The following is a 13,067-nucleotide window of genomic DNA, read 5'->3' on the forward strand; positions in this document are numbered from 1 at the left end:
TATGATACACCTATCCTGAGTGTAAGAACGGGAGAAGGAGCTAGGTGAGATCCCGCAGGGAGTGAAACGAGCGAGGAAGCTCCTGGTAAAAGGAGGATCGACTAAGGTCGCCACGTCCTTTGGCAACGTCGATCGACCCTACGTCGTGTAGGGCCTCAAATGTGGAATCACCCCGAAAGACACGACCAGCATAAGCCGACCATCAAAAGGATTGTGGTTTTTCAATCCGTTGATGAGCGGCTTATGTCTCGAGTGTCTGGGTGATGGAACAAGACGAGTTGTTTCCGTAGCCGCCCCATCCTTTTTTCGGAATGGACCCGAGTTATCTCGAAACTGAGTCTTCCAGTATCGGGAGCTTTTCTTTAAAATCAACACGGAATTTTAACAGATCCAATCATAAAAAAGACGGTACCTCAAATTTGCAGGTGCCGTCTTTTTTATGATTATTCACATGGCTTACCAGCTGAAATAAGCAGCTGCATCTTTCCCGGATAAGTAAGCACTCTCCAAGCGGGTACGCTTGGCTTCATCATTTTCTCTAAGAAATGCATCTCCCGCAGCTACTAATGTGCCTTCACCAGATAGATCTAAAAAGGAAGATTGAACAACATTTTTCGCCTGAGCGTAACGCCAGCGCTTCAACTGTTCGGACTCGAGGTCTTTCCAATTTAAGTAAGAAGCCGCCTTCTCTTTAATTAAAGAAAGTACATAGTCTTCCCCGTAGTATTTCCTGGACCAGTCTGATTTCATATAGATACTGACTGTGGTTTCCTTTGAAATCCCTTTTTTCTCGTGGTCCACCATTCGTTCCATTCCTTCTGGAAGATCAGTATCCACATGACCGTCTTCAGGAAGATTTGTAGGATGATTAAACTTATAAATTCCTACATAAGTTGGTTCAAACACAACTTTCTTCAACTGATTATAAACAGATGAATCCACACGTACTTCACTGTCTTTTAACAGCTCTATTATTTGAGGGACAGGCATAGTCAGCAATACTTTTTCTGACTGCCACTCGTTCCCATTCTCATCGTATAAGCGAAACCCACTTGTATTCTGGACGATTCGGGTCACCGTGGTATGTAGTGACGTTGGAATGCCTTTAGCCAGGTGTTTAGCCAGGCTGTTCATACCGTCTACAGCTGTATAACGAGGGTACTCATCACCAAACCATCGCTTAATTCGTCCTTGATCAAGCCATCCTTCAACCTCTTCTTCAAATTCCTTCGTTCTTACCGTGAAAAATTGAGCTCCATGGTCGGCTTTACCGCCGGCTACTCGTCTTGTTGCGAGACGTCCCCCGACACTCTTGCTTTTATCGACTAACAGGAGATCTTTTCTTCCTTGCTTTAAAAATCGATTGGCAGCTGTGATCCCGGAGAAGCCCGCGCCCACAATCGTAATCTCATAATTATTCATTCTTCCACCTCCATGTCTATTATAATTAATTTTCCACAAATATAGATATAGAACACATCCGAAAATATATTTGGAGATGTTCTTATTCTAACAGAAAATGTTTAAGCTACTTTAACCTTTTTACTTTTGCTGACCCCACCCAGCTGTTTACAAACTATTGGTATAATTAAAGTTTTGCATTCACTAAAATCCCAAATAGAAACCCTTGGGTTCCTCTAGAGACTGAATACTAGATTTTATCCCCATTCCACTGCCTTCAAACAGCTAATGAATCTCTATAGCTGCAACCTTAATAAACCCAACCTGCTTCAGCTCTTCTAAAATGGTATCATTTCTTTCTACCACCATAAATTCCTGCACTTCACCGAATAAGTGTAGATCGGATGAAAAAAATAAATAAAACTATATTTCCAACAATTTTAACACTTTGTGCAGCCATCGCTTTTTCATCCAACTCTTTGCGCACTTCTTCTTTACGCTTCATCCTCTCTTTCTTGACACGGAGACTTTTGAGAAGAAATACGTTAGAATAAAGTCGGGATACAGAAGAGTTTGCAGGCAAATCTAACACCTGTACCGCTGTTCCTTCAATACGACATCCGGACAGCCTATATTTTAGTTATAGTTATGATTAGGTATTAACAATCAGGTTTCGATTATAGACCAGCTATCGTTGACCACTGGTCATTGGTCCTATGAGAAATTCTTTTTAATCGAAGAATTATACGTAGATTTCACTGACTTGTCTAAATCGCCTAAGGTGCAAGTCATCATTTCAAGACGCAACTACTCAAATTCCTATACAGTTAACCCCCATAAACAGCCAAGGAGCAGTGAAAATGGATCAGAAATCAATTCACATCATTGAACACTCAATAAAATTATTTGCAAAAAAAGGATTTAGCTCCACTTCCGTTCAGGAAATTGCTAATGAATGCGGCATTTCAAAAGGTGCTTTTTATTTACACTTCAAATCAAAAGATGCTCTTTTACTGGAAATATTTAATTATTACTTCCAAAATATACAGAAAAAGACGGACGCTATCCAGTCCCTTGATTTAGAACCAAGAGCTAAGTTTATGAAACAAATGACCGTCACATTTCAGGAAATTGCCGAACATAGAGAGTTTATTATTATGCAGATCAGAGAGCAGGCAATCCCTTTTAATGACAACATAGAAGCTTTCCTCACTCAAATGCGCTTCAATTCATACTTGTTTTACAAAAGGCATCTTCTTTCCATTTACGGTAAAGAAATCGATTCAGCTATCTGGGAAGTAAGCCTTCTGCTTCAAGGTATATTTAAAGCATTTTTAGATTTAATTATTATTGAGAATGTCCAAATGGACGTAGAAGAGCTATCTCACGCCATGCTAAGGCGAATGGATTTTATTGTGGACGGGTTTAAACATAGCGGGGATCAGCCGGTCATTACTGAAGAACTTATGAGCAGTCTTATTCCTAAAGAATTTTTTCATCATGAACTAGATGAAATTATCGATACCCTGGTTCAATTAAGAGAGTCATCAGATGGAGACATTGAAGTAACCATTTCCGTTCTACTGGATGAAATACAGAAAATGGAGCCACGACCGGCTATCCTAAAAGGGATGTTAGCTAATTTAGAAGGACTGCAATCCTACCAGGGAATTGCAGGACAAATCCGAACGTTTTTTCAACTATAGCTTCTTCCCGTATAAGAAGACGCCTTCCGAATAGAAGGCGTCTTTATTTAATCATTTTCAAATGCTTCGGCTTCTATCACTTCATCCAGAACAGGATAAACAGACTCTACACCATCTTCCGCAACGGAGCAAGCTACACCGAGCGGAGTTTTCCAAAAGGATTCCGGAATATAAGGATTTTTAAGTCCTGCCGGTTGAAATAGAGCGCGGTAAATTCGCGACAGATGTTGACTGGTTTCTTGAGGTTCCCTTTCTCTTTCACCACGAGCTAATAGAAAAACATAGCGCATGGACTGAAACAAATTGTCGCCAGGCATAAATGTATATTCTTTGAAAAATTTCAACTGTTTCAGAGATTCCTCTTTTAAACCCGACTTAACAGCAAGATCATCCAAGTGTTCATGCAGATGGTTATAAACCTGCTGAAAGATCCGTCGCTTCTCATCCTGCATCACTTTGTCCGTGTAAATCTCCTGCAACTTTTCATAAGCCTTATCTTTTGTCCAGCTCACGGCTGCATCACCTCATATTATTAATTATTCCTCTCTTCTTTCCTTCTCAAATCCAAATTGCACAGCTTCGAGTTCAACAGATTGATGTAAGAGCGGAATATCATCAGTGTCTTCCTTTAAATGGTCAGCGATTTTAGGAACCAGCTTATTCCATACCATTGGATTTGCGGCCATAGCTTGAAACAGAGCCATTTCATTACTCGTCCAGCTTCGTAAGCTTTGAATGTAATTCAGAGTTAACTGGAACCCGGGAAGCAGCTGGCCATCTCTCTTTTCCTGAAAGATTCTCATAACTTCTTCCCAGCTTTCACCTTCTTCATAAAGCTCAATAGACTCTGCTAAAAGAAAAGCCTGCATAAATGCATCGTTAATGCCAAGGCCTGTACTAGGATCTTTACTGTGGCCGGCATCCCCAAGGAGCGCCCACCCCTTACCGTAGGCCTGTCTAAAGAAATTCGGCATGCCGGAGGTGCCTATAATTTTCCCTTGTAAAGAAGCTCCTGCTAAGCGTCTTTCCATTCCATAAAGCTGTTTGTACATGGATTCAAAGTGTGCCTGCGGATCCTTCATCATTGTTTTAAATTCATCTGGATGCACTTCCAGACCAAGACAATCTCTTCCCTGCTCCATTGGAAACAGAAAGCCAATTCTTCCTTCGTGTAGAAATATCTCTGTGGCAGGTTCGGCAAGTGGCTCTACCCCTTCATAATACCCGTAAAGAACAGGCCGCAGCGCTCCTTGATTATGATACTTCTCTGCAGCTGCCCATTTTGCGATATTGGAATACTTACCATCCGCACCTACAACTAAATCTCCATAATAAGATGAACTTCCATGTTTATGATCCACAGAGACTCCGACCACCTTATCACCTTCCCATAGAAGATTGCGAACAGTGGTGGATGGTTGAAAGGAAACACCCTCATATCTTTCCGCTTCTTCTAGAAGAATGTGATCTAAATGATCGCGTTTAGGAATAATCGTGTAAGAGGATCTGGGTCCTTCAACAAAACTTTGCCCAATGTATGTACGCATCCGGTTAATTTGTCGTAAACCTTTCGATTCCACCTTATCCAGTACACCGAGCTTCTTTAAATAATCTACATGCGACATGTGATGAGTGGAAAGCGTATCGCTGGGAAATGAGTTTTTATCCAGTAGTAACACGGTTTTCCCAAGCTTGCCTAGTTGGATGGCCAGGCTTGAACCGGCCACTCTTGCCCCTACAATGATAACATCAAATCGATCGTTCATTATTTCAACTCACCTTTAATTAGTCATTTATTTCATCGTAACGGATACTCACTCAAAAACTCTAGTTTCAGTTTTTGAGAAGATCCTATTCTCTAGTAAAAGTAGACGGTGAGAGGGAAAAATGAAATAAGACAGCACTTATTTCATTAATCTGTACACATCCTATTAAGGCAGCTCATTCCCGGCTGCAATATAGAGTTCATACCATTCTTGTCTGGTTAACTCTATATTAGAGGCCTTTGCTATGTCTCTCATACGCTCTGTGTTCATCGTGCCTACTACTGGCTGAATATTAGCCGGATGGCGAAGAATCCAGGCAATAGCGATGGATGAATCTGTGACTCCATACTTTTCTGCCAGCTCTTTTAGCTTCGCATTGACTTGCGGGAATTCCTTATTTCCAACGAATGGCCCTTCAATCATCCCATGCTGAAACGGTGACCAGGCCTGAATAGATATATCATGTAAACGACAGTACTCTATGATACTTCCATCACGCATAACAGCTGGATCGTTTTGCATATTCACATTGAACCCAGCATCAATCATAGGTGTATGTACCACACTTAACTGCATCTGATTCACAATTAAATCTTCCTTCAAATACTTTTTCAATAGTTCGATCTGCATCGGATTTTGATTACTCACACCAAAATAGCGAACTTTCCCACTTTCTTTTAACACAGCGAAGGCTTCAGCCACTTCCTCTGGCTCAAACAAAGCATCTGGGCGGTGCAGTAATAAACTGTCTACATAATCTGTTTTCAGCCGTTTCAGACTGCCTTCCACAGATTCAAGAATGTGATCTTTAGAAAAATCAAAATATCCATCACGAATGCCGCATTTTGTCTGCAGCTTCATTTTTTCACGAACATCATCATTCATGTCGATCGCTTTTGCAAAAACAGACTCAGATTCTCCTGCTCCGTAAATATCTGCGTGGTCGAATAAATCGACTCCTGTATCCATCGCATTTTCAATCACATATCGGGCATCTTTCTTTTCAAGTTTATTAATCCTCATACAACCTAAAGAAATTTCCCCAACTTCTAATTCGCTATTACCAAGCTTAAGCTTTTTCAAACTCCCACCTCTTCCTCATTGAATGGTTTCATCCTAACATTATATTGAAAATAAAGTAATTGAAAACGCTTGTATATAAGATCCGGAAAACCCCATAATCCAATAAAAACCCCGCTCTAAAAATTTAGAGCGGGGTTTCATCTTCATCGTTTAGCTTTTTTCTTCAATAGGTTCATCAAATAAGTCCGTAAATTTAGCCACATTTTCGTAGCTGAATTCAAACGCCATTCTTACCTCGCCAAAGCCAGGCTGAAAGAAGTAGCCTTGCACTTCATAACTGCTTTTATTCTCTCTGACTTTAGTAAGATGAAAATAGCGCTGGATATATTGAGCCATTTCTTCCAGTTTTTTGTTTCGCACCTTTATCCACTGTTCTTTCAGTTCATCTGTGGGAAAGTCCGATTCCTTTAACATTTGATCACTCCTCTACGGAAATCAAAGCTCTGAAACTGTATATAATCATTATCATATAAGAGCTTACAGATATTTTCAACTGCTATTCAAGAATAAAATTTTGATATACCACGCATTCCTTTCTTATATTTAACACAAATAAGAATGATGGGCAAACTGGATAAGTAGGGAACAGCTAATTAATCCATAGGAAGACTGGGCATAAATTTTATCACCAGTGCTTATATCGGGAGCTGCTTGTTGGTTATACGGAAGTTCCCTGTACTTTAGAAAGAAAAGGACGTTCGTTGTGCCAGCGTACTTCTACGTCCAATCCAAAAAAGGATGAAAGCTGCAGACTCGTAATCATTTTAGTTGTGTCTCCTGCGTTGAAGACTTCTCCTTCTTTAAGCAGTAAAGTTTTGTGGAAAATCGGAAGAATTTCTTCTACATGATGAGTCACATAAATCATAGTGGGAGCACCTGGTTTTTTTGCAATCTCTTCGATGGATTCTAGTAACTTTTCGCGTGCAATAAAATCCAGGCCGTTAGTGGGTTCATCTAGAATTAAGAGAGAAGGATCCGCCATTAATGCTCGTGCAATTAAAACCCGCTGTTTTTCCCCGCTTGAAAGAGTTTCATAGTTTCGATTAGCATAGTCCATACATCCAAGGTCTTCAAGCAATGATATAGCTTTCTGTCTCATAGCGTCCGTAGGGGTTTCGTAAAGTCCAATGGAAGCAAACGCTCCGCTCAGCACCACTTCAAAAGCGTTATCTTCCTGATGAATCTTCTGCTGAATCGCTGAAGATACAAACCCAATCTGTTTACGCAGTCGTTCTGCAAGATAAGTCTTCCCAAATTGCATACCTAATACATTAACCTCTCCCTTTGTTGCAAAGGTGTACGCATTTAGTAAATTAAGGATAAACGTTTTCCCAGAACCGTTCAGCCCCAACAGGACCCAGTGCTGTCCTTCTTCAATATGCCAATTAATATTTTTTAGAATCCATCTGTCTCCGCGTCTTAAAGATACGTTGTCCATCTCCAGCACCATAGATGTGACTCCCTTCTATCCGACTACAATTTATAAGAATTTATGTACGCATAATACCCTGGCAGGACTTAAAATTCTTTCCTTTCTAACATCGTTACTTCCTTTTACATAGAGTGACGATTTTCCCAATGGGAATTATGTAATCATAATTATTTCAAAATTCTTTAAAATTAACAAGTCGCCCCAATACACCCGAATCTCCGATAAGACTCGCCCTCTTCACACATCCTTAACTGATCTAATAAATTAAGTTCACAATTTATAATAAAAAGCTTATTAAGCAATAGGGCCGGATTATTGAAGACTCGAATTCGAGATAATTCGGGTCCGTTGCTCATTTAGAGAGGGTGTTGGCTGCGGAAACAACTCGCTTTCCTGCGGGGGAACTGGCAAGCCTCCTCAGTCGTTATCACTCCCTGTGGGGTCTCGCCTAGCTCCTTCTCCCGCGGGAGTCTCGTCGTTTCCTCCGCCATCCTATGATTGAGGAGTGAACGGACCCTTCTATAAGAGAGGTAATCGCTCTGGATCAGCCTTAACCTCTTATATATCAGGGATTGCATACTTAAATAAGTTAGATACTCTTTCGCTCTCCAGTTAATTTTAGTAGGCATTTTTGGTGCATTTTCGAGCTTCTGATTCGGCAAGGTCCGGAGGGGGGTGATGTAGACTCCTGTGGGATGAACATGATCGGTAAGATCCCGGAAGGCGAAGCCTGAGGAAGCTTACCACATGCCCACGGAAAGCGAAATCGTCCCCCGGAGGACCTTCCGCTCCTCCAATATCTCGAAACTGAGTCTTCAACAAACGGGAGCTTTTCTTTAATAATATTGTACGATAATATAAAAGTGCTACTTATAAAAAAAGACCCCCATTTTGGGAGTCTTCTTAATTAATAACTTCTTTCTTCTTCAACTTCGTGGTTCTGATCTAAAATATAGAGTCTGCTTGGTTTGTTATCTTGAGCCATTTCTTCAGCTTTTGCTACTGCCGTATCACGCTCATCATACAAATCCGTAGGGGCAACATCTTCTATTTTGATCAACCAGCCTGTTACGTCTTTATTAGGTGCTACTGTGTATTCCTTCATGTCTATTCACTCCTTTTGCTATACTTGCTAAACCATTCCCACCCCACTGACATTTCAAACGTATTTGGTTTTTGCACAAATAGTTTGACAATTAAGCATAAAACAATTTATAATTCCATACAAGTTAATAAATAGCTGAATATTAAAAACTCTTATCGAGAGTGGCAGAGGGACTAGGCCCTGTGACGCCCGGCAACCTTCAAGGAGATACTTGAAAAGGTGCTAATTCCTACAGATCTATGGATCTGGAAGATAAGTGGAGGAACTGATTGCTACGCCCTCTTCTTACTTAAGAAGAGGGCTTTTTAATTTTAGAATTAATGAATGATAAATTTAGGGAGGATTATTAATGACATTACCTTTTCACAAATTTGGACCTGAAACTTTATTACTGCATGGAGGTCAGCAGCCCGACCCGACTACTGGATCACGTGCTGTTCCGATTTATCAGACCACTTCTTACGTTTTTAATGACACTGACCATGCCCAGAACTTATTTTCATTAGCAGAGCCTGGCAACATTTACACGCGTATTATGAATCCAACTGTCGATGTATTAGAGCAGCGCATTGCTTTACTTGAAGATGGTGCCGCGGCTGTAGCCACCGCTTCAGGCATGTCTGCCATAACGATGGCCATTTTGAATATTGCCAGCGCTGGAGATGAAATTGTAGCCTCTTCCCATTTATATGGGGGGACCTATAACTTGTTCGTACACACCCTTCCTAAATATGGAATTACTGTTCATTTTATTGAAGGAACCAGCCCAGAAGATTTCCAAAAAGCGGTTACCCCTAATACTAAAGCTATTTTTGCTGAAACAATCGGTAACCCGAGCTTAAATGTGCTGGATATTGAAGCGGTTGCTGATGTAGCTCATGAACATCATATTCCTCTTATCATCGATAACACGTTCGCTACTCCTTACATTTGCAAACCGATCAGCTGGGGAGCGGATATTGTCATTCACTCGGCTACAAAATGGATTGGCGGTCACGGAACGACAATCGGCGGGCTCGTGGTAGACAGTGGGCGCTTCGACTGGAATCATGAAAAATTTCCAGGATTCACGGAACCTGATGAAAGTTACCACGGCGTCCGCTTTGGTCTGGATGTAGGTCCAGCCGGATTCGCTGTTAAGTTGAGAGTGCAGCTGCTCCGTGACACGGGCGCCTGCTTAAGTCCACATAACGCATTCTTGCTGCTTCAAGGTCTTGAGACCCTTCATTTAAGAATCACTAAACACTCTGATCAGGCTCTTGAAATTGCTGAATACTTGCAGTCTCATGAAGGCGTTGAATGGGTGAATTTCCCCGGACTCTCTGAGCACCCAACGCATCCGCTTACTAAGAAATACTTCAGTTATGGATATGGATCGATCGTCGTATTCGGCATTAAAGGTGGGCGTGAGGCAGGGAAAAAATTGATTGATCAAGCGAACCTCTGGTCTCACGTAGCCAATGTTGGGGATGCGAAATCACTAATTATTCATCCTGCTTCTACCACACACCAGCAGTTAAGTGATGAGAATCTCGAAAAATCCGGGGTAACGGAAGAATTAGTACGTTTGTCTGTAGGGCTTGAATCAATAGAAGATCTAATAGCTGAGCTGGATGCGGGCCTTAAAGAAGCCACCGGTTTTTCAAAACCTTATCATCACGCCGAAACCCTTGTAGAAGAGACACTGACGTCCTCGTTGGATCGTTCGAATAATGAACTGCGTCAGAGAGTTATCGCTATTACGGGAACTGCTTCCAACGATGAACTTTCAATCGAAGCGAAGAAGCTTTCACGTTTAGGTTTTCAGGTTGTGGAAACGGAAAACCTTGAAGACCTTAAGGCTTCCTCCCTGCCTGTGGTTGATGTTCTTTATGCAAAAGAGCTCGATCAAGAATTGATCCATTCAGCTCAAGAGATTAATCCTGGCTTGTTATGGTCAAGAGAATCGGTACCAGAAGATCAGGATAATCTCGTTAAAGGACTCAGTCTTTACGAATCTATAATAGCGTTACGTTCCGGGCAGTCTTACACGGAAACACCACTCTCTGTCTAAACTGGAAAGGAGGCATGAACATGTCTGTAAAAAATCCCACCAGCTATCAGTCTCAGAATAAAACCATCTCAATTGGTTCTTTTACATTTGAATCCGGCGATCAATTGCCAAATGTGGAACTGGCTTATGAACGATTCGGCCCACCTGGTGCTCCAACTATCTTAATTTGCCATGCGTTAACAGGAAACCAGTATGCGGTTGGTTCTGAGGAACAGCCTGGCTGGTGGGCCGGATTGATTGGCAGAGGACTACCCATTGATACCTCCCAGTTTCAGGTTATAACATTTAATGTATTAGGTGGATGCCACGGGTCTACTGGTCCAGCCAGTTTAGACCCGGAAACTGGTGAACCGTACCGATTAAGTTTTCCGCCGGTAACCGTTCGTGACATCGTTCATTCACAGCGGATGGCTTTACGTGAACTTGGGATCAATCGCCTCCATGCTGTCGCTGGCGGATCTCTCGGGGGCATGCAAGCCTATGAATGGGGACTGCTTTATCCGACTTATATGAAACAGCTCTTTATTCTTGCTGCGACACCTTATTTAAGTGACTATGGAATAGCTTTTAATCACATCGGAGCGCGTGCCATTAAGGATGACCCCTCATTTAACCATGGAAACTACCCTTCGAACCAACACCTCAAAGGATTCGAAATTGCAAGAATGGCAGGGATGATCACTTACCGGAGCCAAACCCTTTTCCAGAAGCGGTTTGATCGGAATCAAAAAGAAGATGCATCCTACGATATTCAGTCCTATCTAGACTATCAAGGCGATAAAATTAAAGATCGCTTTGATGCTAACAGTTATCTATATTTACTGGAAGCCATGAATCACCATGATATTGGACGGGGGCGAGGCGGCTGGAAGCAGGCGTCTCAGCATTATGAAGCGGAAGTATACACACTAAGTTTCGAACACGACCTGCTTTACCCATTTGATTTTATTAAAAGCTTCAGCGACCATGTCCCAGGGAGTGAACACTTTCACTCCGATACCGACTACGGTCATGATGGATTTTTAGTGGAGTTCAACGACTGGGCTTCCTGGATTGGAAATAAGATTAACTGAGCTTGATTTAACATACAAAATAAAGCAGCCTGGCGATATGCCCGGGCTGCTTTATTTTTACTTAATTTAATTCACTAACCGTTACAAATGTATAGCCTTCCTGCTTTAATGACTTCACAATTAATTCTACAGCTTCCTCCATAGACGGTTGAAGATCATGAAGTAAAATAATAGAACCATCCTCCACTTGAGATAAAACATTCTCTGCTACTTGAGAAGGCTCAAGTTTTTGCCATCCTTTTACTTCTACAGTCCAAGGCACAGTGCCGATCTCTTTTTTGTAGGTAACAGGAGGACGATCTCCAAATGGCAGACGGATAATATCAGGCTTTTGTCCAGTTACCTGTTTAATAATCTGTTGAGTTGAATCAATTTGCTGCGTCACTTCTTTTTGCGGTAAGCGGGATAAACGAGGGTGATCCCACGTATGATTTCCAATTTCATGACCCTCTTTAGCTACTTGCTTGGCAACTTCAGGATAGTAGCTAATCCGTTTTCCTATCATAAAAAAAGTAGCGCGAGCTTCGTACTCGCTTAATGTTTCAAGGATATTGGCTGTCACCTCAGGATGAGGACCATCGTCAAATGTGAGAGCAACCTCTTTGCTTCCCGAACGTCCATGTTGTGAACGATAATCTTCAGCAGAGAAAGTTGAGTCTTCTTCTTTATATATTGGCTCTTCCTTTTTGATGTTTCCAGTCAATTCTAATGCATTTGCATATTCAGGACGCAACAATTCATTTACAGCTTTCTCCCCAAGAACAACCTTTTCAGGAAAATCTGCTACACCATTGATATAAACAGCAATTCCTTCTCCGGTCAAAGCAATATGAAGATTGTTATTAAAGATCGTTTTTAACGCACTATCCATATCTTCCGAATAGTCCCCATCTTTCTTCAGGGTACCAGCCGTAAATTCCACGAGTCGATCAATATAAGGAAGATCTTCCTTAAACAAGTCTTTCAATTCGATGCGTTTTCCGTTCTTTTTATCGAAATTTATAGTGGTTTTTTTAATGACCGGCTCCCCTGGTACTACATCCATTGTTTCTTCAAACTGCACTACGAAAAAACGATGATCCTGGTGCAGTACTTCATAATCGATGTGCAATTCATGGGAAGATTTAACTTCATTTTCCTGTAAGGCCTTATAGCTCTCTTTTTTAAAAGCTGCCTTTTTCTGGTTTACATAGTCTATTATGGTTTGATTAATTTGATTATTCGGCGTGTCCGGGTAATGGACTGTGATATGATATTCTTCAAATTCTACAATTTCCGTTTGTATATTTACGTCATAGATGGGCTCTGCCTGACTGGTTTTGGAATCCTCATTAGCATTTGCAATGAAAGAACAGCCTGCCATTAACAGTAAGCTAAAAAGAGCCATGTATATAATAATAGGTTTCATTAGTCGTACCTCTTTGCTAGTTTTTTGGCACCACCTATTG

Annotated in this window: 11 protein-coding genes and 1 riboswitch; of the genes, 3 read left to right on the forward strand and 8 right to left on the reverse strand. The window is 41.4% G+C overall.

Annotation, left to right across the window (positions count from 1 at the left end):
* Positions 1-456 precede the first annotated feature (456 nt).
* Positions 457-1,422, reverse strand: coding sequence for an NAD(P)/FAD-dependent oxidoreductase (locus tag ACTWP7_RS08215; protein WP_443122772.1), 966 nt, complete (start codon positions 1,420-1,422; stop codon positions 457-459).
* Between the two features lie 839 nt (positions 1,423-2,261).
* Here ACTWP7_RS08215 and ACTWP7_RS08220 point away from each other — a divergent pair.
* Positions 2,262-3,107, forward strand: coding sequence for a TetR/AcrR family transcriptional regulator (locus tag ACTWP7_RS08220; RefSeq protein WP_443122773.1), 846 nt, complete (start codon positions 2,262-2,264; stop codon positions 3,105-3,107).
* 47 nt (positions 3,108-3,154) lie between these two features.
* Here the strand turns inward: ACTWP7_RS08220 and ACTWP7_RS08225 are convergent, their stop codons facing one another.
* The 6 genes from ACTWP7_RS08225 to ACTWP7_RS08250 all read right to left on the reverse strand — a co-directional run bounded on the left by ACTWP7_RS08225 (position 3,155) and on the right by ACTWP7_RS08250 (position 8,493).
* On the reverse strand, positions 3,155-3,619 hold the full coding sequence (locus ACTWP7_RS08225; protein WP_443122774.1) for a hypothetical protein: 465 nt from the start codon (positions 3,617-3,619) through the stop codon (positions 3,155-3,157).
* A gap of 24 nt (positions 3,620-3,643) precedes the next feature.
* The gene (locus ACTWP7_RS08230; protein ID WP_443122775.1) at positions 3,644-4,873 is read right to left on the reverse strand and encodes an NAD(P)/FAD-dependent oxidoreductase; all 1,230 of its coding nucleotides are present in this window, start codon (positions 4,871-4,873) and stop codon (positions 3,644-3,646) included.
* Positions 4,874-5,038: 165 nt separating this feature from the next.
* Complete coding sequence (locus ACTWP7_RS08235; RefSeq protein ID WP_443122776.1) at positions 5,039-5,956, reverse strand: aldo/keto reductase; 918 nt, start codon at positions 5,954-5,956, stop codon at positions 5,039-5,041.
* Positions 5,957-6,106: 150 nt separating this feature from the next.
* Positions 6,107-6,370, reverse strand: coding sequence for a hypothetical protein (locus tag ACTWP7_RS08240; RefSeq protein WP_014645019.1), 264 nt, complete (start codon positions 6,368-6,370; stop codon positions 6,107-6,109).
* A gap of 244 nt (positions 6,371-6,614) precedes the next feature.
* Positions 6,615-7,406 carry an ABC transporter ATP-binding protein gene (locus ACTWP7_RS08245; RefSeq protein WP_443122777.1) on the reverse strand — a complete coding sequence of 264 codons (792 nt, stop codon included), beginning with the start codon at positions 7,404-7,406 and terminating at the stop codon, positions 6,615-6,617.
* Positions 7,407-8,295: 889 nt separating this feature from the next.
* A complete protein-coding gene (locus tag ACTWP7_RS08250) occupies positions 8,296-8,493 on the reverse strand; it encodes a DUF2188 domain-containing protein (RefSeq protein ID WP_014645022.1) in 198 nt (65 codons plus the stop codon).
* Positions 8,494-8,642: 149 nt separating this feature from the next.
* Positions 8,643-8,752: riboswitch (SAM riboswitch) on the forward strand.
* Between the two features lie 90 nt (positions 8,753-8,842).
* On the opposite strand from ACTWP7_RS08250, the gene ACTWP7_RS08255 reads away from it, so the two are divergent.
* Positions 8,843-10,546, forward strand: coding sequence for an O-acetylhomoserine aminocarboxypropyltransferase/cysteine synthase family protein (locus tag ACTWP7_RS08255; RefSeq protein ID WP_443122778.1), 1,704 nt, complete (start codon positions 8,843-8,845; stop codon positions 10,544-10,546).
* Positions 10,547-10,566: 20 nt separating this feature from the next.
* On the forward strand, positions 10,567-11,619 hold the full coding sequence (gene metX / locus ACTWP7_RS08260; protein ID WP_443122779.1) for a homoserine O-acetyltransferase MetX: 1,053 nt from the start codon (positions 10,567-10,569) through the stop codon (positions 11,617-11,619).
* A 61-nt stretch (positions 11,620-11,680) separates the two neighbouring features.
* On the opposite strand, the gene ACTWP7_RS08265 is transcribed toward metX, so the two are convergent.
* Entirely contained in the window at positions 11,681-13,027 is a 1,347-nt protein-coding gene (locus ACTWP7_RS08265; RefSeq protein ID WP_443122780.1) for a polysaccharide deacetylase family protein, read from the reverse strand.
* Positions 13,028-13,067: the final 40 nt, after the last annotated feature.

Source organism: Halobacillus sp. B29 (genome assembly GCF_052246755.1).
In the GTDB taxonomy this organism is placed as follows: Bacteria; Bacillota; Bacilli; order Bacillales; family Halobacillaceae; genus Halobacillus; species Halobacillus halophilus.

Excerpts from the sequence above, each read along its gene's own strand:
- ACTWP7_RS08240 (WP_014645019.1), bottom strand. The coding sequence starts at position 6,370 with ATGTTAAAGGAATCGGACTTTCCCACAGATGAACTGAAAGAACAGTGG.
- ACTWP7_RS08220 (WP_443122773.1), top strand. The coding sequence starts at position 2,262 with ATGGATCAGAAATCAATTCACATCATTGAACACTCAATAAAATTATTT.
- ACTWP7_RS08215 (WP_443122772.1), bottom strand. The coding sequence starts at position 1,422 with ATGAATAATTATGAGATTACGATTGTGGGCGCGGGCTTCTCCGGGATC.
- ACTWP7_RS08255 (WP_443122778.1), top strand. The coding sequence starts at position 8,843 with ATGACATTACCTTTTCACAAATTTGGACCTGAAACTTTATTACTGCAT.
- ACTWP7_RS08230 (WP_443122775.1), bottom strand. The coding sequence starts at position 4,873 with ATGAACGATCGATTTGATGTTATCATTGTAGGGGCAAGAGTGGCCGGT.
- ACTWP7_RS08245 (WP_443122777.1), bottom strand. The coding sequence starts at position 7,406 with ATGGTGCTGGAGATGGACAACGTATCTTTAAGACGCGGAGACAGATGG.
- ACTWP7_RS08250 (WP_014645022.1), bottom strand. The coding sequence starts at position 8,493 with ATGAAGGAATACACAGTAGCACCTAATAAAGACGTAACAGGCTGGTTG.
- ACTWP7_RS08265 (WP_443122780.1), bottom strand. The coding sequence starts at position 13,027 with ATGAAACCTATTATTATATACATGGCTCTTTTTAGCTTACTGTTAATG.
- metX (WP_443122779.1), top strand. The coding sequence starts at position 10,567 with ATGTCTGTAAAAAATCCCACCAGCTATCAGTCTCAGAATAAAACCATC.